Genomic DNA, 22439 nt, shown 5'->3' with positions numbered 1-22439 from the left:
TTCCCGGCGCGACCTTCGCACGTCGATGTGGGTGTGGCCCGGGAGGATCGGATATGAGCTCTACCTCTGCGCGATCGCCGCGCGCCGCTGCGGCGATCGCGGGGTATCTGCTCGGCGTGGTCACCGTGCCCCTGGACCTGTTCGGGGTGCTCGCCGCCCCGATCTCGCCGGCCCTGACCGACCGGATCGCCTCGATGGAGCAGCGGCGGCTGACCCGGCTGCTCGGCGTGCGCTCGAACGGGGTGCCGAGTGGGCCGCGGGCCGTGGGATATCTGGCTGTCCGCACGCTGGTCGGCACGCTCGGCGCGCTGGTGCTGGCGTTGTCCGTTCTGGGTGTTGTCGTCGCTGTGGCCGTGGTCTACGGCGCGGCCACCGGTGCCGCCGTGCCGATCATCGACGCCACCGAACCCGGGCAGGTCAGCTGGGCGAGCGTCATGGTGCTGGCACTGCCGGGAGCAGTGCTGTGCTTTCTCGCCGTGCAGGGGTTGCTCGGAGTCGTACGCGCCGAGACCTGGTGTCTGCGTCGGAGCACCCGCCCTGGTCAGGACGAACTCGCGCAGCGGGTCGCGCAGCTGACCAGCACGCGCGCCGAGGTGATCGAGGTGATCGACGACGAACGGCGACGCATCGAACGCGACCTGCACGACGGCGTGCAGCAGCGGGTGGTCGCGCTGTCGATTCTGCTCGGCCGGGTGGAGCGGGAAGCCGACGAGGACCGGCGCGGTGAGCTACAGCGGCGCGCGATCGTCGAGACCGGCCACATCCTCGACGAACTGCGCGAGGTGTCGTGGCGCATCTACCCGGCCATGCTCGCCCGCGACGGACTCCACGCCGCACTCGAAGCACTGGCCGACCGGACCCCGCTGCCGACCCGGCTCGACTACGCGCTCACCGAGCGTGCCCCGCGCCCGGTCGAATCGGCCTGCTATTTCACCGCCAGCGAGGCCATCACCAATGCCATCAAGCATTCCGGGGCCGAGACCATCGCCGTCGTCGTCGAACGCGACGGGCCGCTCGTGCGCCTGCGCGTGCGCGACGACGGCAACGGCGGCGCCGACCCCACCGGGCACGGGCTGGCCGGCATCGCCACCCGCGTCACCGCGCTGGACGGCACGATGAGGGTGGACAGCCCGCCGGGCGGTCCGACCATCGTCTCCGTGGAGGTTCCGTGCGGATAACCCTGGCCGAGGATTCCGCGCTGCTGCGCGAGAGCTTGGCCCAGCTGCTGACCGCCGAGGGGCACGAGATCGTGGACTCCGTCGGCACCGCGACCGAACTGCTCGCCGCCGTGCGGGTCCGGCCGCCCGACCTGGTCATCGCCGATGTCCGGATGCCACCCGACCATGTCGACGAAGGCATCAGGGCGGCGCTCGAGATCCGCCGGAACCAGCCGGGGATCGCGGTTCTGGTGCTCTCGCAGTACGTCGAGCGCAGGCACGCGGCCGAATTCCTGACCGGCACCGGCGGCATCGGCTACCTGCTCAAGGACCGGGTCGCCGCGATCGGCGCGTTCCTCGACGCGGTCGAGCGGGTCGGCGCGGGCGGCACCGCGTTCGACCCGGAGGTGGTGCGCCAGCTGCTGCTGCACAACCGCGCCGACTCACCGCTGCACCGGCTCACCGAGCGTGAGCGTGCCGTGCTTGAACTCATGGCGCAGGGCCTGAGCAACGCGGCGATCTGTCAGCAGCTGTTCGTCACCCGCAGCGCCGTCGAGAAGCACATCAACGCGATCTTCACCAAGCTCGATCTCCCCGCGGGCGAAGCGCACAACCGGCGTGTTCTCGCCATCCTGCAGCATTTGCGTGCGGGCGCGGTCGACGGCCAGCCGGGGTGATCGGCCCGGTCAGGCCCCGGCCGACACGGGCGCCCGCCCCCGCCACCAGCCCAGCGCGCCGACGCCCAGCGGCACCAGCAGGGTGAGGAATCCCGACACCGGCATGTACGCCAACCCGACAACCGTCGTCACGGCCAGCGCGACGAGCACCGATCCCGGCACGAAACCGCGCGCTCGCTCCAGCTCGATCATGGCCACCCCGAGACCGATCGCGGCCACCCCGAACGTGGTGAACCAGAACGAGAGCTCGGTGTCCTGATCGCCTGCCGCGAAGAGCGCGACACCCATGATCGTGTGGACGGTGGCGATGAACACCACAGCGGCGCCGGCCAGCGGAAATCTAGTTTTTGAATTCATATTCATAAACTGTGCCATTAGGCTGAGCCGGTGGCAAGACCCCGTCTCTTCACCGATGATCAGGTGCTCGACGCGGCCCGCGACCTCCTGGTCGACCCGGCGATCACCCGGCCCGCGATCACCGCGATCGGCAAGGCCGCAGGCGTGCACACGGGGTCGATCTATGTGCGCTTCGCCTCACGTGACGAACTGCTCGCCCGACTGTGGTTGCGCTCGATCCGGCGCTTTCATGTCGGCCTGCTCGCCGCGCTGGCCGGGCCGTCACCGCTGCTCGCCGCTGCCACCTATCTGCCGCGTTACTGCCGCGCCAACCCGACCGAGGCCAGGGCGATGAAGATGTTCCATCGCGACGAACTGCTCGATGTCGGGCCCGAGGATCTGCGGGCGCAGATCGCCACCGTGAACGACGCCATGAACGCGGCCCTGCTCGCCGCCGTCGTCACCGAATTCGGGACCGCGGACGAGCGCGCGACGGCGCTCGCCGAGGCTGCGGTGAAGGCGATTCCGTACGGTTTGGTTCGCGATTACATCGCCCGCGCGGCACCGATTCCGGACTGGATCGACGAGGTGACCGCGACCGCCACCGGCGCGGTTCTGGAGCGGTTCCGTTCCCGATCTTGACGACACGCGGTACGAAATCCAGCGACACGCGGGGAATTTCGGGAAAGTCCCTGGTCGGACATCACCGGGTTTGCCGTGCCGATGACCACACCGCACGCTACCTGATGGCTAACATCGCCCATATCGGTAAAACCGCTGGTAGGGGTGCATTTTTCGATTTCGGCGGTACGATCGGTGCGGAGGAATCGGTGGTTACCGCATCGGGCCCGCGCGCCCCATACGGCATCCGTAATCCTGCCCTGACCTGGGGGTCGGGTTCGCAATCGGCGGGCGTCGTGGGTACGGTCGCACAGACCGTCCGGGTAACCGGCGGTAGATCTAGCAATGAACGATGAGACGGAGGAACCGTGGCCCTTCCCCAGCTGACTGACGAGCAGCGCGCCGCTGCTTTGGAGAAGGCGGCTGCCGCTCGCCGTGCTCGGGCGGAGCTCAAGGAGCGCCTGAAGCGTGGCGGTACCAACCTGAAGCAGGTCCTCACCGACGCCGAATCCGATGAGATTCTCGGCAAGATGAAGGTCTCTGCGCTGCTCGAGGCTCTGCCGAAGGTGGGCAAGGTCAAGGCTGCCGAGATCATGACCGAGCTGGAGATCGCCCCTACCCGGCGTCTCCGTGGCCTGGGCGACCGTCAGCGCAAGGCGCTGCTGGCTCGCTTCGACTTCGACGCCTGATTCAGGTGGTCGAACACACGCGGAAGGGTCGGCTGGTTGTACTGGTCGGCCCCTCGGCCGTGGGTAAGTCCACGGTCGTGCGGTGCGTGCGGGAACGCCTGCCCGAACTGGTCTTCAGCGTGTCGGCGACGACCCGGGCCCCCCGGCCCGGGGAAGTCGACGGCCGTGACTACCGTTTCGTTTCCCGAGCGGAATTCGACGCCATGATCGAGGCGGACGAACTGCTCGAATGGGCAGACATTCACGGGGGGTTGCAGCGATCGGGCACCCCCGCGGCTCCGGTGCGTGAAGCACTGGCCGCCGGACATTCTGTACTGATCGAAGTCGACCTGGCCGGTGCACGGTCGGTCCGGCAGGCGATGCCGGAAGCGCTGCTGGTGTTTCTCGCCCCGCCGAGCTGGGAAGAACTGGTCTCGCGGCTGCGTTCGCGCGGCACCGAGACGCCCGAGGTGATCGAGCGCAGGCTCGAGACCGCCCGGGTCGAATTGGCGGCCTGTGACGAGTTCGACACGGTGATCGTGAACGCCGAGGTGACGACCGCCTGCGAGCAGTTGGTATCGTTGTTCGTTAGCACAAATTCGAGTTCTTGACCCACTAACCCCGCAGGAGCCTCCCCTAGTGAGTACGGACATCACCGCAGCGCCCGCGTACGACACCCCGATCGGCCTCACCAACCCCCCGATCGACGAGCTGCTCGAGCGCACCTCGTCCAAGTACGCCCTGGTGATCTACGCGGCCAAGCGGGCTCGCCAGATCAACGACTATTACAACCAGCTCGGCGACGGCATCCTCGAGTACGTCGGCCCGCTGGTCGAGCCGGGTCTGCAGGAGAAGCCGCTGTCGGTCGCCATGCGCGAAATCCACTCCGACCTGCTCGAGCACACCGAGGGCGAGTGACTATCTCTTTTCCGGAGGCGTAGAGACCATGCGGATCGTCGTCGGGGTCGGCGGGGGCATCGCCGCCTACAAGGCGTGTGCCCTCGTTCGCCGGTTCACCGAGACCGGCCATCAGGTGCGGGTGATTCCCACCGAGTCGGCCCTGCAGTTCGTCGGTAAGGCGACCTTCGAGGCACTGTCCGGCCAACCGGTGCACACCGGTGTGTTCGCCGACGTGCCCGAGGTGCCGCATGTCCGGATCGGCCAGGAGGCCGATCTCGTCGTCATCGCCCCCGCCACCGCGGATCTGATGGCGCGCGCCGCACACGGGCGCGCCGACGATCTGCTCACCGCCACCTTGCTGACGGCTCGATGTCCGGTGCTGTTCGCGCCCGCGATGCACACCGAGATGTGGGAGCATCCGGCGACGGTGGCCAATGTCGCGACGCTGCGAGCGCACGGCGCCAATGTCATGGAACCCGCCTCGGGCCGGCTCACCGGCACCGACACCGGTCCGGGCAGGCTGCCCGAGCCGGAGGAGATCTTCGGACTGGCCTCGCTGCTGCTCGAACGCCCCGACGCGCTGCCCCGCGACCTGACCGGTCGCCGCGTGGTGATCACCGCCGGTGGCACCAGGGAACCGCTCGATCCCGTGCGTTTCCTCGGCAACCGCAGCTCGGGCAAGCAGGGCTACGCCCTGGCCAGGGTCGCCGCCCAGCGTGGCGCCCAGGTGACGCTGATCGCGGGCAACACCATCGAACTCGCGCCGCCCGCCGCCGTGGACCTGGTCCACATCACCACCGCCGACCAGCTCAAGACCGCGGTCGACAAGCACGCGCTCGGCGCCGATGCGGTGATCATGGCGGCCGCGGTGGCCGATTTCCGGCCCACCCACGTCGCCGCGGCGAAGATCAAGAAGGGCGCTGACGAGCCCGACGTGATCCCGCTGACCAAGAACGAGGACATCCTCGCCGGCTTGGTCGACGCCCGCACCGACGGCAGGCTCGCGGGCACCGCGATCGTCGGCTTCGCCGCCGAGACCGGGGACGACAACGGTGACGTGCTCACCCACGCCCGCGCCAAACTGGCCCGTAAGGGCTGCGACCTGCTCGTGGTCAACGCGGTCGGCGAGGGCAAGGCGTTCGAGGTCGACACCAACGACGGCTGGTTGCTCGGCGCCGACGGCACCGAACAGGCCCTGGACCACGGTTCGAAGGCGCTGCTGGCCAGCCGGGTGCTCGACGCGCTCGTCCCGCTGCTGCGCTGACCGGGGTACGGTCCGCATACTTCGCGAGATCTGTTGCGCGGCAATGATCGTCGCGCAGTGTACTGCGCACGGGCGCGGTCTGTGGGCGGCTTCGCCGGTTCGGTGAACAGTCCGGGACAGTCTGTGTGCACTGCGCCACCTCGTCGGTGGTTTGGAATAGTCTTGATAAGGAACGAGTAACCCGTTGAGGGAGAGGGAATAACTGTGCGTACGACAGGTAGTCGGCTATTCACCAGTGAGTCCGTGACCGAAGGTCACCCGGACAAGATCTGTGACGCGATCAGCGATTCCATCCTCGATGCGTTGCTCGCGGAGGACCCGAGCAGCCGGGTGGCGGTGGAAACCCTGGTGACCACGGGTCAGGTCCATGTGGCGGGCGAGGTCACCACCTCGGCCTACGCCGATATCCCGCGGATCGTCCGGGAGAAGGTCCTCGAGATCGGATACGACTCCTCGGCAAAGGGATTCGACGGCAACTCCTGCGGTGTCAACATCGCGATCGGCGCCCAGTCGCCCGATATCGCGCAGGGTGTCGACACCTCGCACGAGGCGCGCGTCGGCGGTTCCGACGACGCGATCGAGCGCCAGGGCGCCGGTGACCAGGGCCTGATGTTCGGCTACGCCACCACCGACACCCCCGAGCTGATGCCGCTGCCGATCGCGCTCGCGCACCGGCTCTCGCGCAAGCTCACCGAGGTCCGCAAGTCCGGCGTGCTGCCCTACCTGCGTCCCGACGGCAAGACCCAGGTCACCATCGAATACGACGGTGACCGCCCGGTCCGCCTCGACACGGTCGTCATCTCCACCCAGCACGCGGCCGATATCGACCTGGACAACCTGCTCGCGCCCGATATCCGCGCGAAGGTCGTCGACGCCGTCATCGGTGACCTGGAGCTGCCCAGCCTGGACACCTCCGACATCCGGCTGCTGGTCAACCCGACCGGCAAGTTCGTGCTCGGCGGCCCGATGGGCGATGCCGGCCTGACCGGCCGCAAGATCATCGTCGACACCTACGGCGGCATGGCCCGCCACGGTGGCGGCGCGTTCTCCGGCAAGGACCCGTCGAAGGTGGACCGCTCGGCCGCCTACGCCATGCGCTGGGTCGCCAAGAACGTCGTGGCCGCCGGGCTGGCGGATCGGGTCGAGGTGCAGGTCGCGTACGCGATCGGCAAGGCGGCCCCGGTCGGCCTGTTCGTCGAGACCTTCGGCACCGAGAAGGTGGACCCGGTCCGCATCTCGGCCGCCATCTCGGAGGTCTTCGACCTGCGTCCGGGCGCGATCATCCGCGACCTTGACCTGCTGCGCCCGATCTACGCGCCGACCGCGGCCTACGGTCACTTCGGCCGCACCGATGTCGACCTGCCCTGGGAGCACACGGACCGCGCCGACAAGCTGCGCGCGGCCGTCGGCCTGTAAGACTCACCGCCCGCGTGGCAGCGGACGAGACAACGACAGCAGCGGGACACCCGATCGCTCGGGTGCTCCCGCTGCTGTCGCCTGCGCACCTGGACCGCGATTTCGACTATCTGGTGCCGCCGGAACTGGACGAGATCGCCCAGCCCGGCGTGCGGGTCCGCGTCCGTTTCGCGGGCCGGCTGGTCGACGGCTACCTGCTCGAACGGCTCCCGCGCAGCGATCACACGGGCAAGATGGTCAAGCTCGAACGCGTCGTCTCCCCGGAACGCGTCCTCACTCCGGAAATCCTGCGCCTGGCCACCACCGTCGCCGCCCGCTACGCGGGCACCCGCGCCGATGTCCTGCGCCTGGCCATCCCACCCCGCCACGCCCGCACGGAAGCGGGGCCAACCAAGAAGTCCACTGCCGCAACGGAATCGATGTCCGACGCAGCCGAGTCGACGCCGTCGGCGACGCCGGACACGGCCGCCGCCAGTCGCGGTGAACAGCCGGTGAGCGAGCGGTCCGAGGCGGAGCCACGAAAGTCCGGGGCTGATGTAGCCGACGCCGCCGACGCAGCCGAGCCGAGGCCGTCGGCGACGCCGGGCACGGTCGCCGACGGTCGCGGTGGGCAGCCGGCGAGCGGGTGGTCCGGGGTGGAGCCGCGGACGTCCGGGGCTGAGGCCGCCGTCGACGATGTGCCCGGCAAACGGACCGCGTCCGGATCGGCGGCAGCGCGAGAATCGTCGACTCACGATCAGGGCCCGAACGACGAATTGCAGGCTGTGGCCGGAGCTCGGGCGGCGACTGAGCAGCGGCCGTCACCATCCGGTTCCGATGGTGAAACACCTGGCGCGGCAACGGAACCGAGCGTCGACACGTCGGCGTGGGGTCGCTATACGCACGGCGAGGCGTTCGTCAGCGCGCTGCGGCAGGGCAGGGGTGCGCGTGCCGCGTGGCAGGCGCTGCCCGGCGAGGACTGGGCCGCGCGCCTGGCCGAACTCGCCGCGACGGTGGTGGCGAGTGGGCGCAGTGCGGTGCTGATGGTGCCGGATCAGCGCGACCTCGATCGGCTGCTCGCCGAATGTTTTCGGCTGGTGGGGGATTCGGCGGTCGGGTTGTCGGCGGGGCTGGGGCCCGCGGCGCGGTACCGGCGCTGGCTGGCGGTGCTGCGCGGGCAGGCACGCATCGTGGTCGGCACCCGCGCGGCCGTGTTCGCGCCCGCGCGCGACCTCGGGCTGATCGCCATCTGGGACGACGGCGACGACACCTACGCCGAGCCGCGCGCCCCGTATCCGCATGCGCGCGAAGTGGCGATGCTGCGTGCCCACGAGACGGGCGCTGCCTTCGTCGCCGCCGGCTTCGCCCGCACCGCCGAGATCCAGGCCGTCGTCGAATCCGGTTGGGCCCGTGATCTTCTCGCCGAGCGACAGGTGCTGCGCGAGGTGATGCCGCGGATCAGCGCGCCCGGCGACACCGACTTCGCCCTGGAACGGGACGCGCTGGCGCGGGCGGTCCGGATGCCCGGTGTCGCTTTCGCGGCAGCGCGCGCGGCGATCAAGGAGAACGCCGCGGTGCTGGTCCAGGTGCCACGGCGCGGGTACGTCCCCTCGCTGGCCTGTGCGAAATGCCGGACGCCTGCCCGGTGCAGGCACTGCAACGGGCCGCTGGCGCTGCCGCAGTCCGCCGACGGCCAGGCGGCGAGCCCGCAGTGTAAGTGGTGCGGCATCACCGAGGCCGCCTTCCGCTGTCAGGCGTGCGGGGCGCGGGCTCTGCGGGCGATGGTGATCGGCGCGGCGCGCACCGCCGAAGAACTCGGCCGGGCATTTCCCGGCGTGCCGATCCGGGGCTCGGGTGGCGGGGAAGTCCTCGACACCGTCGAGCCGGGCGCCCAGGTGGTCGTCGCCACGGTCGGTGCGGAACCGCTGGTGCGCGGCGGCTACGGGGTAGCGCTGCTGCTCGACGGCTGGGCCTTGCTCGGCCGGGCCGACCTGCGGGCGAGCGAGGACACGCTGCGCCGCTGGATGGGCGCCGCCGCCCTGGTCCGGCCGCGCGGACAGGTCATCGTGATGGCCGAACCCGCCCTGCCCACCGTCCAGGCCCTGGTCCGCTGGGACCCCGTCCACCATGCCGCCGCCGAGCTCGAGGCCCGCGCCGAGGTCGGCTTCCCGCCCGCCGTGCGCCTCGCGGCCGTCGACGGGACGTCCGCCTCGATCGCCGAATTCCTGGACGCCGCGGCCCTGCCCGACGGCACCGAGGTGCTCGGCCCGGTACCCCTGCCGCCGACCGCGCGAAAGCCGTTCTCCGGCAGCGACTCTCCCTCGGAAGTCGAGCGCATGCTGCTGCGGGTCGGCCGATCCGCCGGCACGCCCTTGGCCCGCGCCCTGATCGCGGCACAGGCGGTCCGCAGCACCCACCGATCCGACGATCCGCTGCGAGTGCAGGTCGACCCGGTCGACATCGGCTGACCGGCGTGTGCTCGGGTCGCCGCGCGGTGACGGGGCGGACTCGGGCGAGCGCCCGCCCGATTTGCCAGCCGCGGGCCCGGTCGACATCGGCTGACCGGCGTGCGCTCAGGTCGCCGACGCGGTGACCGGGCGGGCTCGGCCGAGCGCCCGTCGGATTCGGCGGGCGCGCCCCTGTCCTACCATGACCTCGAATGAGCGGAGAGGATCGTGGTGGAGTTCTTCACGACGCACGATGGGATGTACGTGGCGAGCGATCTGGCGGTGAGCCGCTGGTCGCCGAACCAACTGCACGGCGTCGGGGTGTGCGGTCTGCTCGCACTGGAGGCCGAGAAGCACAGTCCGGGAACGGGATTCGTCCCGGCGAGGATCTCGGTCGATCTGTTCCAGCAGGTCACCCGGGAACCGATCACGCTGCACAGCGCGGTGGTGCGGGCAGGCAATCGCATCAAGGTCGTCGATTCCTGGCTCGTCCAGCAGGACCAGACGCGGGCCAGGGCGACGGTGACGTTCCTGGCCGCCACCGACAACCCGCCGGGTACGGTCTGGCAGCCGCCACGGACGCTGCCCGCCCCCGCGGAACGCCGGGACGATCCGCAGGGCGCCGCACCGCTGTTCAAGTCCGGTGACGCCGACTGGATCACCGACTTCGGCGCCGCTCGCGACGCCGAGCGCAAAGTCACCTGGCAGAACCTGCCCCCGCTGGTGGCCGGGGAACCGTTCACGCCCTTCCAGCGCGCCGCCGCCACCGGTGACCTCACCAACCTCGTCTGCCACTGGGGTTCGCGCGGCGTCGGCTACATCAACGCCGACATGACCCTCACCCTGTCCCGCCTGCCGATGGGTCCGGAACTCGGGATGCAGGCTCTCGACCACGTAGGGAACGCCGGTGTCGCGGTGAGTACCGCGACCATGTACGACCGCGAAGGCCCCCTCGGCACCTGCGTGATCACGGCCGTGGCCAACGACCGGCGCCGGTCGGTCCCCGTGCCCCGCGGCGAACCGGTGCCCGCGACCGCCGAGGGCTGACCAGGGCCCGATGAATTCGCGCCGTCGGCGTCGTCTGCACTGACGACGGCGCGCGCCCGCGCGTCCCCGAACCGCGCCCTGGAGGTCCCCTTGGCGAACACCCTTTCTCGTGACGAACTCTGGGCAATGGCGCACGCCGAACGGGCGGCCCTGGCCGAGGACCTCGCCTCTCTGACCGACGAGCAGTGGGCGCGGCCGTCGCTGTGCGGGACCTGGGTGGTCGAGGAGGTCGTCGCCCACCTCACCGCGGCGGCGAGTATCGGCAGGCTGCGCTGGCTGCGGAGTGTCCTGGGCGCCCGCTTCGACTTCGACCTGCACAATGCCCGGCGCCTGGCCGACCATCGCGGGGCCACACCAGCCGAAACCCTCGCGCTGTTCCGGGCGGTCATCACCAGCACGACCGCGGCGTCCGGGCACACCGCGGCCTGGCTCGGCGAGGTCGTCGTCCACGGGCAGGACATCCGCAGACCGCTCGGGCTGTCCACCACGCCCTCGACGGAGGCCGCCACCGCGGTCGCCGACTTCTACGCGAGCCGCGATTTCACCGTGCCCAGCATGACCACCATCGCCGGCCTGCGCCTGGAAGCCACCGACGGGACCTTCGCGACGGGCGCCGGTCCGCTGGTCAGCGGTCCGACGATCGCGCTGGTCATGGTCATGGCAGGCCGCGTCACCTATGCCGACGAGCTGACCGGGTCCGGCCTGCCCACGCTCCGAACCCGGCTGAGCGCTGGTTCCGCCGACAAGGCGTGAGCTGGATCCACGCTGGGTCGGCACCGGACCCGCTCAGCGGTACATCGCGCGCTGCCGCAGTGCCCACTCGGCGTAGGAGGTCGCCGGGCGTCCGAGCACCTGCTCGATATCGCCGCTGACCTGCTGTTCCTCGGCGGTGGGAGTGCCCAGGATGGTCAGCGTGTGGTCGGCGACCGCCTCCGGCATGAATCGCAGCATGTTCTCCTTCGCCTGCGCCGCGGTGAGTTCGACGAAGCTGATCGGCTCGTCGACGGCCGTGGCGATCGCGGCCGCCTGCTCGCGCGGGGTGACCACCGCCGGGCCGGTCAGCGTGTAGGCGCGACCGCCGTGCCCGTCCTCGCGAAGAGCGACCGCCGCGACCGCCGCGATGTCCCCCGGATCGACCGCGGGCAGACCGACATCGCCGAACGGCGCGGCGACGGTCCGCGACGTGCGCACCGCTTCGATCCAGGCATAGGTGTTGGAGAAGAACGCACCAGGCCGCAGCGAGGTCCACTCGAGATCGGACTCCGCCAGCGCCTGCTCGAAGGCGATCGTCCGCGCGTACCCGGCGGATTCAGGACGGGTCACCGCGCCCTGCGAGGAGACGAACACCACCCGGCGGACACCGGCGGCGGAGGCGGCCTTCATGACCTGGGCGGGTTCCGGCCCGGTCATGAGCTGCTCGCCGGTGATCAGCAGGAACAGCGCCTCCGCACCGCGCAGGGCGGGGTAGAGGCTGTCGAGGTCGCCCAGATCGGCAACAGCGTGTTCGACGCCCGCGGGCAGGTCGACGGGCTTGCTGCCCCGAGAGACCGCGCGGACCTGTTCGCCCGCCTCGGCGAGCAGCCCGACCAGCTGACGGCCGATATTGCCGGTGGCCCCGGTGACGACGATCATGAGAACTCCTTGAGTTAGTTGACTGACTAACTCAACGTAGCAAGGTCTGACCGGGCTGTCTATAGTTAGTTGCATGACTGACTCAGCGACCCCGCCGAAGATCGGGAAACGGGAACGACTCGTTCACGCGGCCGCACGGGTCTTCTACGAGCAGGGGGTCGAGAAGACGACCATCGCCGACATCGCCAGCGCGGCCGATGTGCCCGTCGGCAACGTCTACTACTACTTCAAGACCAAGGACCAGTTCGTCCAGGCCGTGATCGATACCCATGCCGCGGTGCTCGGCGAGGTCATCGCGGGAATCGAGCCGCTGCCGGGCCCCGCCGAGCGGTTGAAGGCGATGGTCGCGAGCTGGGTGGACCAGCGCGAGCTGGCCGTGCGCTTCGGCTGTCCGACCGGCTCGCTGGCCGCCGAACTCGACAAGCGCGCCGACGCCTTCGGCGGCGAACCGGCGCGGCTGATGAGCCTGCTCATCGACTGGGCGCGGGCCCAGTTCGTCGAACTCGGCAGGCCTGACGCCGCCGAGCTCGCCGTTGCCTTCGTCGCGGCCTATCAAGGAATCTCCTTGCTCACCAACACCTTCCGCGACCCCGAGCTGATGGTGACCGAGGGTGCGCGCCTGGAGCGCTGGATCGACGAGCTGGCCGGTCAGGGCTGACCTCACTCGGCCGGCTGCCATCCCGAACACAGCAGATCGATGGTGGTGATCCGGTCCTGCTCGGTGGTGAGGAAGATCCGCTGCTCGGCGACCCGGGCGGCGCCGGGAGCGTGGACGGGCTGCATCCGGACCAGCCAGTGCAGGGCGAGCTTGCCGCCGACGCGGTCGCTACCGGCGTCGAGCACGGTGAAATCGTCGGGCCCGCCGAACCAGCCGCGGAACCGGTCGACGGCTGGGCCCGGGCCGACCGCGTCGAACGGGCCGGGCGGGATGAGGCCGCGCAGGCGTACCTCGGGGGCGAGGCAGGCGGTCATCGCGGCGAAGTCGCGCCGGGTCAGCGCGGCGAGAAACAGGTCGGCGACCGGGGATTCGGTCGGCTGCTGGGGGAGGGTCGAAGTAGTCATACCGGAAGTGTCGGCCGTACGCGGCGCCCCGACATCGGGTGATCACCCGATCTTTGCGGGCTGATCCTCGTCCGGCAGGAGGCCGTGGCGCATGGCGAAGACGGCGGCCGAGCCGCGGCTGTGCACGCCGATCTTGGTGTAGATGTGCTCGACATGGCTGCCCGCGGTCCGGGGACTGATGCCGAGCGCCTGCGCGATCTCCCTGGTCGAACGACCGCGAACCAGCAGCGCCAGCACATCGAGTTCGCGGGCGGTGAGACCGGCGACCAGCGCGCGTTTGCGCGGCCTTCGGCCCTGCGCGGCAGCCAGGACCGCGGCGACGGCATCGCCGTCGAGCCTGCCCGCCGTCGCCTCGGCGCGCAGGATCTTCGCACGTTCGTCGGGATCGGCGGCTGGTCGGTGCGGGCGGTCCTCGCCGAGGGCGCGCAGCATCTGGGCGGCGGCCAGGATGCGGGCCGTCGGCGGCAGCATCGCGCCGGTGAGCCCGCGCGGATACCCGGAGCCGTCCATCCGCTCGTAGACCATCGAGGCCGGTCCGGCCAGCACGGCGAGGTGCGGACTGCGGGCCAGGATGCGCTCGGTGAGGTAGGGGACCATGCGCACGCGTTCGCGCTCGCTCGGGGTGAGCGGCCCCGGCTTGTTCCATATCCCGGTCGAGACGCCGATGGTGCCGAGTCTGCACACCAGCGCGGCCCTGCGGACCATCGTGGCCTGGTCGGCGGGCAGGCCGTATTCGCGGGCCGCCGCCGCGGCCAGTTCGGCGACCGCGCGCGAATGTCCGAGGAACCAGGTGGCTTTCGCGTCGGCGTAGTCGGCGAACACCGCGAGCACCTCGGTGAGTTCGGCCTCGGGGATCGGGCGGTCGAGCGCGGCGCAGCCGTCGATCACGTGCTGCCAGGCGTCGACCTGGTCGAGCCCGTCGAGCAGCGCGCCGCCGTCGCGGGTACACAGGTCGACCAGGCCGGGGTCGAATTCGGTGCCGCGGCGCGAGCGCAACATCTGCACGGCCGCGTCGACACCGCCGACGCGGGCGTGTACCTCGGCGTCGTCGGCGATGTGGACCACCCGCATCACCGGGATGATCGCGTCGCCGCGCAGCCCGGCGGGCACGCCGTGGCCGTCCCGGCGTTCGAAGGCCTGGGGCAGCGCGGTGCGGACCGCGGTGGGTGGCCGGCGACAGCGAGGCGATCAGTTCGGCCAACCGCATCGGCCGCAGCGGCTCCGTCATGGTGATCACAAGAGTACCTCTTGCACTCGATGCATTGCCGATATATCGTCGATAGTGTGAAGAACGACGAGAGAGCCTGAGGAGGCTGTCATGCACAACGCAGAGAATCGAGAATTCGGACACTTCGGCCGCGGTCGCGGACCCGCGGAATTCGGTCCCGATCGGCGGCAGTTCCGCCGGGGTGGGCGACACGGGCACGGTCCCGAGTTCGGACCGGGCTTCGGCCCAGGTTTCGGACCGGGTTTCGGTCCCGGCTTCGGTCGTGGACGCGGCCGTGGCGGCCGGGGCAGGCGCGGTGACGTGCGTGCCGCGGTGCTGCTGCTGCTCGTCGAGCGGCCCATGCACGGCTACGAGCTGATCCAGCAGATCCGCGAGCGTAGCGACGATGTCTGGCGTCCCAGCCCGGGGTCCATCTACCCGGCATTGGCCCAGCTCGAGGACGAGGGCCTGGTGCTCATCGAGAAGGTGGCCGGTCGCAAGACCGCCCAGCTCACCGACGAGGGCAAGACCTATGTCGAGGCCAATCGCGAGGAACTCGGCGACCCGTGGGCCGAGGTCAAGCAGGACATCGGCGCCCAGGCGCTGGATCTGCGTGGCCTGGTCGGACAGGTGATGGGCGCGGTCGGTCAGGTCGCCCAGGTCGGGACGGCGGAGCAGGCGGCCAAGGCGGCCGAGGTGCTCACCGAGACCCGTCGGGCCCTCTATCGCATCCTCGCCGAAGACGACGTCACGCCCGGGGGCGACGCCACTTCTGAGAAGTGAGCTCCCGGTGCGGGATCGGCGCCGCCGCGGCACCCCCGATAATTCGGGGCATTCATACCCCGTTCATGGAGGTGCGAAACCCACCCCGAGGGTGTATTTCTTTGGGATATGGGACAGCGGCGGCGCAGGTGGGTTTGGGGAACGGCACAACAGCGACGGGCGGGCGCGATCGCGTTAGCCGTCGCCGCGGCTTTCGGGAGCATGGCCTCGCCTGCCGGAGCCGAACCAGCGGGGTACCGGCCTGCCGTCGTGCCGAGCGAAGAGGGTCCACGCCAGACCGACCACCTCGCCGCGGCACGCTATCTCGACACGCACCCGGCCGCAGTTCCGGTGGGGGTCAACAACTTCGGCTGTAAGCCGACCGCCGAACATCCGCGTCCGGTGGTGCTCGTGCACGGTACCGACTCCAGTGCGTACTCCGATTGGGCGGGGATCGGTCCGCAGCTCGTCGACGCGGGGATGTGCGTGTTCGCGCTGAACTATGGTGGCGCGCCCGGCGCCGACACCTACGGCACCGAGGACATGCGGATCAGCTTCGCGCAGCTCGCGGCGTTCGTCGACGACGTGCTCGCGGTGACCGGTGCGGCGAAGGTCGACCTGGTCGGCTTCTCGCAGGGCGCGAACGTCAGCCGGTACTACGTCAACAAGCTCGGGGGAGCACCGAAGGTCGGCACCTGGGTCGGGCTCGCCTCGCCCAGCTACGGCGGCGTCATGTACGGACTCGTGCCGGTCGGCCAGGCCGTCCCCGGCATGATGGACGTCTACGCGAAGGTCACCTCGACGGCCGCGGTCCAGCAGGCGCAGGGTGAGCCGCTGATGGTCGAGCTCAATGCCGGTGGCGATACCGTGCCCGGTCCGCGTTACGTCACCGTCGGCAGCCGGGTCGACGAGATGATCCAGCCCTTCGACAACATCGCCCTGCACGGCGCAGGCGCGGAGAACCTCGTCCTGCAGGACCTGTGCGCCGACGACCTGACCGGCCATTTCCACCTGGTCTACGACCCGTTCGTGCAGCAGCTGCTGCTGCGGGTGCTCGACCCCGCCCACGCCCCGGCTCCGGTCTGCAAGCCGGTCGCCCTCGGCACCGGTATTCCCCAGGTGATCATCGCCGGAAATTCCTGACGGCCGGCCGGATGGTGCGCCGACGACTCGACCACGGGGATCAATAGAATGGGCTGACCGCACTTCGTCCAGCCGGGAGCCGCCGCGTGACCATTCAGCCCGTTCGCCTGTTCGGCGATCCCATTCTGCGTTCCCGTGCGGATGCGGTCACCGAGTTCGGCGCCGAGCTCGGCCAGTTGATCGCCGACCTCACCGAGACCATGCACGACGACGGCGGGGTCGGGATGGCGGCGCCGCAGATCGGGGTCGGGCTGCGGGTGTTCGTCTACGACACCGGTGACGCTGCGGGACACGTGGTGAACCCGGAGTGGACGGCGATCGGCGAGGACGAGCAGGTCGGGCCCGAGGGCTGCCTGTCGATTCCCGGCGTGCGCTACGACGTGCGCCGCGCGATGCGGGTGCGCGTCACGGGCGTCGACAGTGCCGGTGCGCCCGTGGAATTCGCGGCAGAAGGGCTGCTCGCGCGGTGCGTGCAGCACGAGACCGATCATCTCGACGGCGTGTTGTTCGTGAACAAGCTCGAGCCGGCCGACCGCAAGGACGCGATGCGCACCATCCGCGAATCCGACTGGTTCCGTGCCGGAATCACCGTCCGCGAGTCCAGCGGTGTCGGCGGTGGCCGCTGATGCGCGTCGTCTTCGCAGGCACACCCGAACCCGCGGTGCCCTCGCTGCGCAGGCTGATCGAGAGCGAGCGCCACGAGGTCGTCGCCGTGATCACCCGCCCCGACGCCGTCGCGGGCCGCGGCCGCAAGATCATGCGCTCGCCGGTGGGGCAGCTGGCCGACGAGCACGGCATCCAGGTGCTCACCCCGCGCAAGCCCGCCGAACCCGAGTTCGTCGCGGCGCTGACCAACCTGGCCCCGGACTGCTGCCCGGTGGTGGCCTACGGCGCGTTGCTGCCCCAGCAGGTGCTCGACATCCCCACCCACGGCTGGATCAACCTGCACTTCTCGCTGCTGCCCGCCTGGCGTGGCGCGGCGCCGGTGCAGGCGGCCATCGATGCCGGTGACGACATGACCGGCGCGTCGACCTTCCTCATCGAGGCGGGCCTGGACACCGGCCCGGTGTACGGCGTGATGACCGAGAAGGTCGGCGTCACCGACACCGCGGGCGAGCTGCTCGCCCGGCTGGCGGAGGCGGGTGCCGTCCTGCTGGAGAAGACCCTCGACGGCGTGGAAGACGGGACGCTGCAAGCGATTCCGCAATCCAGCGACGGCGTGTCCTACGCGCCGAAGGTGACCGTGGAAGCAGGCCGGATCCGGTTCGACGAGACCGCACTGGCCATCCACCGCCGCATCCGTGCCGTCACCCCGGCGCCCGGCGCGTGGACCGAGATGAACGGACTGCGCCTCAAGCTCGGCCCGGTGGAGATGGTGGAGGAAACCTTGCCCGAACGCGAGATCGAGGTGCGCAAGTCCGGCGTCTTCGTCGGAACGTCGACCACAGCGGTCCGGCTCGGCCAGGTCCAGCCACCCGGCAAGAAGATGATGAATGCCCTGGACTGGGCCCGCGGCGCCCGCCTTGCCCCGGGCACGGTGATCGGATGAGTGCCTCGGATCGCAGGCGACGCCGGGAAGCCGACCAGCGCAGCGGCACAACACCGCGCGACGAACGCAAGGTCTCGGGCAAGAACGTCGACGGTGGCTGGGCGGCCCGCGCGGCCAAGGGCGGCGGCACCGTGCGAGCGGGCGGCGGACCCTCGCAGCGCTCCGGTGGTTCGCGCCAGGCGGACGATCGTGGTGACGCCGGTCGCGGTGCGAGTGGCCGGCAACGTGACGATCGTGGTCGCGGTGCCGATGACTCGCGTGGCGGGGGCTTCCGCGGTCGCGGCGAGGGTGGTCACGGTCGTGACGACGACCGTCGTACCGACTTGGCTGAGCGGCGTGGTGCTGACGGCCGCGGTGAGGCCGGACGTTCCGGTACTCGTGCGGGCGGCGACCGCGCCGAACGATCCGATGGTCCGCGGGGGCACGGCCGTGCCGAGACCGGACGCTCCGCTGGTCGCGCGGGCGGTGACCGCGCGGAACGATCCGGTGGTCCGCAGGGACGCGGTGCCGGTCGTGGCGACGCCACCGGAAGCAGGCCCACCGCGGAGCGCACTGCGCGCGAAGGGGATTCGCGTTCTCGCGGTGCGGGAGCCGCCCGCGGTGGCAAGCGGTCCGCCGGTGAGCGAGCCGGCGGTCAGGGCGCGGAGCGCAGGCGCGAGGATCGGCCGGATCCGAGTGTGCCGAGCCCGCGGAAGCGGCGCGGCGAGCCGGTCGATCCCGCGCGCGAAGTGGCACTCGATGTGCTGCGGGCCGTGCGGGAGCGCGACGCCTACGCCAACCTGGTGCTGCCGAAGTTGTTGCGGGAGCGCAAGATCAGCGGGCGTGATGCCGCGTTCGCGACCGAACTCACCTACGGCGCGTGCCGCTCGCAGGGGCAGCTCGACGCGGTGATCGCGGCGTGCGCGGGGCGGCCGGTGGCCGAGATCGACGGGCCGATTCTCGATATCCTGCGGCTCGGCGTCTATCAGCTGCTGCGGACCCGCACGAGCGCGCATGCCGCCGTCGACACCTCCGTCGATCTGGCTCGTGCCGAATTCGGCCAGGGCCGTGCCGGTTTCGTGAACGCGGTGCTGCGGCGGGCGGGGGAGAAGACGGTCGAGGAGTGGGTGGCCGAACTGGCGCCCGCCGATCCCGTCGGCGGCCTCGCCTTCGAATACGCCCACCCGACCTGGATCGCCCAGTCCTTCGCCGATGCGCTCGGCGCGCAGGCGGGCGAACTGGGTGCGCTGCTGGCCGCCGACGACGAGCGCCCGGTCGTGCACCTTGTCGCCCGGCCCGGTGAGATCACCGCCGAGGAACTCGCGCTGGTCACCGGCGGCGAGGAAGGCCGCTGGTCGCCGTACGCGGTGTACCTCGAAGGCGGCGACCCCGGTCAGCTGGAACCCGTCCGCGACGGTATCGCCGCTGTCCAGGACGAGGGCAGTCAGCTCGTCGCCGTCGCGCTGACCAAGGCACCGCTGAACGGTCCCGATGCGGGCCGCTGGCTCGATCTCTGCGCCGGACCCGGCGGCAAGGCGGCCATGTTGGGCGCGCTGGCCGCGATCGACCTGTTCACCGTCGACGCCGTCGAGCCCGCCGAGCACCGCGCCGAACTGGTCCGTAAGTCCACCCGTGGGCTGCCGGTCACCGTGCATGTCGCCGACGGCCGTGACAGTGGTCTGACCCCCGGTTACGACCGCATCCTCGTGGACGCACCCTGCACCGGCCTCGGCGCGCTGCGTCGCCGCCCCGAGGCGCGCTGGCGGCGCACTCCCGCCGACGTGCCGGAGCTGGTCACCCTACAGCGCGAACTGCTCACCGCCGCTTGGGATCTGCTGCGCCCCGGCGGCGTGGTCGTGTACTCGACGTGCTCGCCGCACCTGCCCGAAACCGTCGCGGTGGTCGGCGATTTCGTCCGCCGCTCCGGCGCGGAACAACTCGACACCCGCGACCTGCTCCCCGGCGTCACCGACCTCGGCGACGGCCCGTCGGCTCAGCTGTGGCCCCACCGTCACGGCACCGACGCGATGTTCCTCGCGGCCCTGCGCAAACCGCTCGACTAGCGGTCGGCGGGCGACGACGTACACGTCCGAGCCCGCCGACACGTGACATTCGTCCAATCGCCCGCCGCCCGAACAGGCGCAGAATCGGGGCATGGCGATGACGTGGGAGCAGGTGGTGACGATGGCGACGGCGCTGCCGGGTGTCGAGGAGGGCACCTGGTGGCGCAGTCCCGGGCTCAAGGTCGGAGGGAAGGGGTTCGCGCGATTGCGGGTCGAGGCCGAGGGTGGGCTGGCATTGCTGTGCGAGCCGGGAGAGAAGGAAGCCCTCCTGGCCTCCGGTGATCCGGCGTTCTACACGACACCGCACTACGACGGGAGCCCGTACGTTCTCGTCGATCTCGCCGTGGTCGACACCGACCAGCTCGCCGAACTTCTCGACAGCGCCTGGTGGCTGCGGGCGCCTGCTCGGCTGCGGCGCGAACGGCAGGGCGCGTAGGGACGTCGTTGTCCCGGTGACCTCAGTCTCGTTCGGACAATTCGCGCAGGCGGGCAAGGGTTTTCGCGAGGATCCGCGAGACGTGCATCTGGGAGATCCCCAGCTGGGACGCGATCTGGGTCTGCGTCATCGACTCGAAGAAACGCATCGTCAGAATGCGACGTTCGCGTTCGGGCAGGCCCGCCAGCAGCGGACGCACCGCGATGTACTCCTCGACCCGGTCGAACTGCGATTCCTCCTCGCCGAGGGTGTCGAGCAGCGAAGCATCACTGTCGCGCCCGACCGAGGCGGCATCGATCGAGGTGGGCTGGTACGCGTTGCCCGCGATCACCGCCTGGGTGACCTCGTCGGGGTCGACGTCGAGTTCGGCCGCGATCTCCTTCGCGGTCGGGGAGCGACCCAGCCGTTGCGACAGCTGATCGACCGCTGCCCCGATGCGTAGGTGGGTCTCCTTGACCCGCCGGGGTACTCGCATCGCCCAGGTGTTGTCGCGGAAGTAGCGCCTGACCTCACCCATGATCGTCGGCACCGCGAAGGACAGGAAGTTCGAGCCGCGGCTCAGATCGAACCGGTCCACCGCGTGCACCAGGCCGACGCGCGCCACCTGCGACAGATCGTCGAACGGTTCGCCGCGCCCGCTGAACTTCCTGGCGATGTGGTCGGCCAGCGGAATGCAGCGGTTGATCAGCGCGTCCCGCGCCACCGCGTGCGCGACGCTGCCCGGTTCGGTCGCCGCGAGCCGCTCGAACAGCGCGCTGACGTCGTCGTAGCCGGATACCGGCTCCTCGGTCTCGGCGTCCTCGTCGACGATCTCCTCGGCCGGGTTCTGCGCTGCGGCGCCGTTGTCGGCGGCCTGCGGTTCGGCGCGGGTTTCCTGGTCGGGCTTGTGGTCTTCGGTGGTGTCCTCGCCGTGCACTACGCCTTCCCCCGGACCCGACGGAATCGGACCGTCGTCGGATAACCGGACACGACCGCGTCGAAGCCCTGCTGGTCGGCGGTCACCTCGTCGCTGAGCGTGCGCAGCACGTGCCAGCCGAAGCTGCGCTGATCGGGCATGCCCTCGGCCGCGGCGACGCCGTCGACCCGCACCATCAGTTCACTGTCACCGACGACGAATTCGCAGGTCAGCGTCGAACCAGGCGCGGCGATCGCGATGAGGGTGGAGCACACCTCGTCTACGGCCAGGCGCACGTCGGCGACCTCGTCGAGGGTGAAATCGCTGAGCAGGACCAGGGTTTCGGCCAATCCGCGCAGGATCGGCAGCTGGGTCAACGAAGCTGCTACGCGAATCTCCACCGGGGCGCTGAACAGCCCTTGTTCCGCCGAAATATTGGTCACCCTATGGAGGCTACCCACATCCGGGCAGGGCAATCACCATTTGGTCGCTACACTTGCGCGCTGTGTCCACACCGACGTTCTCCCGCCCGGCCAAGCCGATGATCGCCCCGTCCATCCTGTCTGCGGACTTCGCGAACCTGGCTGCTGAGGCGGCCGCTGTCGAAGGCTGCGACTGGCTCCACGTCGATGTCATGGACGGCCACTTCGTGCCGAACCTCACACTCGGCCTGCCGGTCGTGCAGAGCCTGCTCAAGGCCACCGACATCCCGTTCGACTGCCACCTGATGATCGACGACCCGGGCCGCTGGGCGCCGGGCTACGCCGAGGCGGGCGCCTACAACGTCACCTTCCACGCCGAGGCGACCGACGACCCGATCGCGGTGGCCCGCGACATCCGCGCCGCGGGCGGCAAGGCCGGACTGTCGGTCAAGCCGAATACGCCGATCGAGCCGTACCTCGAGATCCTGCGTGAATTCGACACCCTGCTGGTGATGAGCGTCGAACCCGGTTTCGGCGGGCAGTCGTTCATTCCGGGCGTGCTGGAGAAGGCGCGGATCGTGCGCAATCTGGTCGACGCCGGTGAATTGCAGCTCGTCGTCGAAATCGACGGCGGCATCAATCTGGACACCATCGAGCAGGCTGCCGCGGCGGGCATCGATTGCTTTGTCGCCGGTTCGGCGGTTTACAACACCGCCGATCCCGGTGCGGCCGTGCAGACGCTGCGCAACATCGCGACTGCCGTCTGGCAGCCGTAAG

The 22439-nt window shown here is 70.3% G+C and carries 25 protein-coding genes; 19 read left to right on the top strand and 6 right to left on the bottom strand.

Going from position 1 to position 22439, the window contains the following annotated elements; translation table 11 throughout:
• Positions 1-53: 53 nt before the first annotated feature.
• Entirely contained in the window at positions 54-1178 is a 1125-nt protein-coding gene (locus IEY60_RS03340) for a sensor histidine kinase (protein ID WP_189023624.1), read from the top strand.
• Complete coding sequence (locus IEY60_RS03335) at positions 1169-1834, top strand: response regulator transcription factor (protein WP_189023622.1); 666 nt, start codon at positions 1169-1171, stop codon at positions 1832-1834. Before IEY60_RS03340 ends, IEY60_RS03335 begins: the two co-directional genes overlap by 10 nt.
• A gap of 9 nt (positions 1835-1843) precedes the next feature.
• Here IEY60_RS03335 and IEY60_RS03330 read toward each other — a convergent pair whose 3' ends face one another.
• Positions 1844-2191 (bottom strand): DUF6463 family protein, encoded by a 348-nt coding sequence (locus tag IEY60_RS03330; protein WP_229739507.1) that lies wholly within the window; start codon positions 2189-2191, stop codon positions 1844-1846.
• Positions 2192-2221: 30 nt separating this feature from the next.
• Here IEY60_RS03330 and IEY60_RS03325 point away from each other — a divergent pair, with 30 nt between their 5' ends.
• From IEY60_RS03325 to IEY60_RS03285, 9 genes are all read left to right on the top strand, one after another.
• Positions 2222-2812, top strand: a complete 591-nt coding sequence (locus tag IEY60_RS03325; protein ID WP_229739506.1) for a TetR/AcrR family transcriptional regulator — start codon at positions 2222-2224, stop codon at positions 2810-2812.
• Positions 2813-3159: 347 nt separating this feature from the next.
• Positions 3160-3480 (top strand): integration host factor, actinobacterial type, encoded by a 321-nt coding sequence (mihF, locus tag IEY60_RS03320; RefSeq protein ID WP_043653536.1) that lies wholly within the window; start codon positions 3160-3162, stop codon positions 3478-3480.
• A 5-nt stretch (positions 3481-3485) separates the two neighbouring features.
• Positions 3486-4070 carry a guanylate kinase gene (gene gmk, locus IEY60_RS03315; protein WP_189023620.1) on the top strand — a complete coding sequence of 195 codons (585 nt, stop codon included), beginning with the start codon at positions 3486-3488 and terminating at the stop codon, positions 4068-4070.
• Positions 4057-4377, top strand: a complete 321-nt coding sequence (rpoZ, locus tag IEY60_RS03310; protein WP_373291674.1) for a DNA-directed RNA polymerase subunit omega — start codon at positions 4057-4059, stop codon at positions 4375-4377. The genes gmk and rpoZ overlap by 14 nt, the downstream gene beginning before the upstream one ends.
• A 28-nt stretch (positions 4378-4405) precedes the next feature.
• Entirely contained in the window at positions 4406-5623 is a 1218-nt protein-coding gene (coaBC, locus tag IEY60_RS03305; RefSeq protein ID WP_189023618.1) for a bifunctional phosphopantothenoylcysteine decarboxylase/phosphopantothenate--cysteine ligase CoaBC, read from the top strand.
• A gap of 204 nt (positions 5624-5827) precedes the next feature.
• The gene (metK, locus tag IEY60_RS03300; RefSeq protein WP_189023616.1) at positions 5828-7039 is read left to right on the top strand and encodes a methionine adenosyltransferase; all 1212 of its coding nucleotides are present in this window, start codon (positions 5828-5830) and stop codon (positions 7037-7039) included.
• Positions 7040-7053: 14 nt separating this feature from the next.
• Complete coding sequence (locus IEY60_RS03295) at positions 7054-9486, top strand: primosomal protein N' (RefSeq protein ID WP_189023614.1); 2433 nt, start codon at positions 7054-7056, stop codon at positions 9484-9486.
• 207 nt (positions 9487-9693) lie between these two features.
• Positions 9694-10512, top strand: coding sequence for an acyl-CoA thioesterase domain-containing protein (locus IEY60_RS03290; RefSeq protein ID WP_229739505.1), 819 nt, complete (start codon positions 9694-9696; stop codon positions 10510-10512).
• A gap of 90 nt (positions 10513-10602) precedes the next feature.
• Positions 10603-11265 carry a maleylpyruvate isomerase family mycothiol-dependent enzyme gene (locus IEY60_RS03285; protein ID WP_189023612.1) on the top strand — a complete coding sequence of 221 codons (663 nt, stop codon included), beginning with the start codon at positions 10603-10605 and terminating at the stop codon, positions 11263-11265.
• A gap of 33 nt (positions 11266-11298) precedes the next feature.
• On the opposite strand, the gene IEY60_RS03280 is transcribed toward IEY60_RS03285, so the two are convergent.
• On the bottom strand, positions 11299-12144 hold the full coding sequence (locus IEY60_RS03280; RefSeq protein ID WP_189023610.1) for an SDR family oxidoreductase: 846 nt from the start codon (positions 12142-12144) through the stop codon (positions 11299-11301).
• 73 nt (positions 12145-12217) lie between these two features.
• On the opposite strand from IEY60_RS03280, the gene IEY60_RS03275 reads away from it, so the two are divergent.
• Positions 12218-12802 (top strand): TetR/AcrR family transcriptional regulator, encoded by a 585-nt coding sequence (locus tag IEY60_RS03275; RefSeq protein ID WP_189023608.1) that lies wholly within the window; start codon positions 12218-12220, stop codon positions 12800-12802.
• A 2-nt stretch (positions 12803-12804) separates the two neighbouring features.
• Here IEY60_RS03275 and IEY60_RS03270 read toward each other — a convergent pair whose 3' ends face one another.
• Positions 12805-13206: a nuclear transport factor 2 family protein gene (locus tag IEY60_RS03270; RefSeq protein WP_189023606.1), complete on the bottom strand. Its 402-nt coding sequence runs from the start codon at positions 13204-13206 to the stop codon at positions 12805-12807.
• A gap of 42 nt (positions 13207-13248) precedes the next feature.
• Complete coding sequence (locus tag IEY60_RS03265) at positions 13249-14316, bottom strand: HD domain-containing phosphohydrolase (protein WP_229739504.1); 1068 nt, start codon at positions 14314-14316, stop codon at positions 13249-13251.
• 208 nt (positions 14317-14524) lie between these two features.
• On the opposite strand from IEY60_RS03265, the gene IEY60_RS03260 reads away from it, so the two are divergent.
• The 6 genes from IEY60_RS03260 (at position 14525) to IEY60_RS03235 (ending at position 20345) form a co-directional block, all read left to right on the top strand.
• A complete protein-coding gene (locus IEY60_RS03260) occupies positions 14525-15196 on the top strand; it encodes a PadR family transcriptional regulator (RefSeq protein ID WP_189023604.1) in 672 nt (223 codons plus the stop codon).
• A 201-nt stretch (positions 15197-15397) separates the two neighbouring features.
• Positions 15398-16318 (top strand): esterase/lipase family protein, encoded by a 921-nt coding sequence (locus IEY60_RS03255; protein ID WP_189023602.1) that lies wholly within the window; start codon positions 15398-15400, stop codon positions 16316-16318.
• 86 nt (positions 16319-16404) lie between these two features.
• Positions 16405-16944 (top strand): peptide deformylase, encoded by a 540-nt coding sequence (gene def, locus IEY60_RS03250; RefSeq protein WP_189023600.1) that lies wholly within the window; start codon positions 16405-16407, stop codon positions 16942-16944.
• Positions 16944-17867, top strand: a complete 924-nt coding sequence (fmt, locus tag IEY60_RS03245; RefSeq protein ID WP_189023598.1) for a methionyl-tRNA formyltransferase — start codon at positions 16944-16946, stop codon at positions 17865-17867. The genes def and fmt overlap by 1 nt, the downstream gene beginning before the upstream one ends.
• 677 nt (positions 17868-18544) lie before the next feature.
• The gene (locus IEY60_RS03240; protein ID WP_229739597.1) at positions 18545-19909 is read left to right on the top strand and encodes an RsmB/NOP family class I SAM-dependent RNA methyltransferase; all 1365 of its coding nucleotides are present in this window, start codon (positions 18545-18547) and stop codon (positions 19907-19909) included.
• A 91-nt stretch (positions 19910-20000) separates the two neighbouring features.
• Positions 20001-20345: an MmcQ/YjbR family DNA-binding protein gene (locus IEY60_RS03235; protein ID WP_189023596.1), complete on the top strand. Its 345-nt coding sequence runs from the start codon at positions 20001-20003 to the stop codon at positions 20343-20345.
• Positions 20346-20367: 22 nt separating this feature from the next.
• Here the strand turns inward: IEY60_RS03235 and IEY60_RS03230 are convergent, their stop codons facing one another.
• Both IEY60_RS03230 and IEY60_RS03225 read right to left on the bottom strand, forming a co-directional pair.
• Positions 20368-21156 carry an RNA polymerase sigma factor SigF gene (locus IEY60_RS03230; protein ID WP_268241454.1) on the bottom strand — a complete coding sequence of 263 codons (789 nt, stop codon included), beginning with the start codon at positions 21154-21156 and terminating at the stop codon, positions 20368-20370.
• Between the two features lie 104 nt (positions 21157-21260).
• Positions 21261-21683, bottom strand: a complete 423-nt coding sequence (locus tag IEY60_RS03225; RefSeq protein ID WP_189023592.1) for an ATP-binding protein — start codon at positions 21681-21683, stop codon at positions 21261-21263.
• Positions 21684-21781: 98 nt separating this feature from the next.
• Between IEY60_RS03225 and rpe the strand changes: the two genes are divergently transcribed.
• On the top strand, positions 21782-22438 hold the full coding sequence (gene rpe, locus IEY60_RS03220; protein ID WP_189024847.1) for a ribulose-phosphate 3-epimerase: 657 nt from the start codon (positions 21782-21784) through the stop codon (positions 22436-22438).
• The last annotated feature ends 1 nt before the right edge of the window (position 22439 follow it).

This window comes from Nocardia rhizosphaerihabitans (genome assembly GCF_014646295.1).
In the GTDB taxonomy this organism is placed as follows: domain Bacteria; phylum Actinomycetota; class Actinomycetes; order Mycobacteriales; family Mycobacteriaceae; genus Nocardia; species Nocardia rhizosphaerihabitans.
This window is presented reverse-complemented; position numbering and strand designations above follow the sequence as displayed.

Coding starts and splice junctions, on each gene's coding strand:
- IEY60_RS03340 (WP_189023624.1), top strand. CDS start 54: ATGAGCTCTACCTCTGCGCGATCGCCGCGCGCCGCTGCGGCGATCGCG.
- IEY60_RS03330 (WP_229739507.1), bottom strand. CDS start 2,191: ATGAATTCAAAAACTAGATTTCCGCTGGCCGGCGCCGCTGTGGTGTTC.
- coaBC (WP_189023618.1), top strand. CDS start 4,406: ATGCGGATCGTCGTCGGGGTCGGCGGGGGCATCGCCGCCTACAAGGCG.
- IEY60_RS03280 (WP_189023610.1), bottom strand. CDS start 12,144: ATGATCGTCGTCACCGGGGCCACCGGCAATATCGGCCGTCAGCTGGTC.
- IEY60_RS03275 (WP_189023608.1), top strand. CDS start 12,218: ATGACTGACTCAGCGACCCCGCCGAAGATCGGGAAACGGGAACGACTC.
- IEY60_RS03270 (WP_189023606.1), bottom strand. CDS start 13,206: ATGACTACTTCGACCCTCCCCCAGCAGCCGACCGAATCCCCGGTCGCC.
- IEY60_RS03260 (WP_189023604.1), top strand. CDS start 14,525: ATGCACAACGCAGAGAATCGAGAATTCGGACACTTCGGCCGCGGTCGC.
- IEY60_RS03255 (WP_189023602.1), top strand. CDS start 15,398: ATGGCCTCGCCTGCCGGAGCCGAACCAGCGGGGTACCGGCCTGCCGTC.
- fmt (WP_189023598.1), top strand. CDS start 16,944: ATGCGCGTCGTCTTCGCAGGCACACCCGAACCCGCGGTGCCCTCGCTG.
- IEY60_RS03235 (WP_189023596.1), top strand. CDS start 20,001: ATGGCGATGACGTGGGAGCAGGTGGTGACGATGGCGACGGCGCTGCCG.
- rpe (WP_189024847.1), top strand. CDS start 21,782: ATGATCGCCCCGTCCATCCTGTCTGCGGACTTCGCGAACCTGGCTGCT.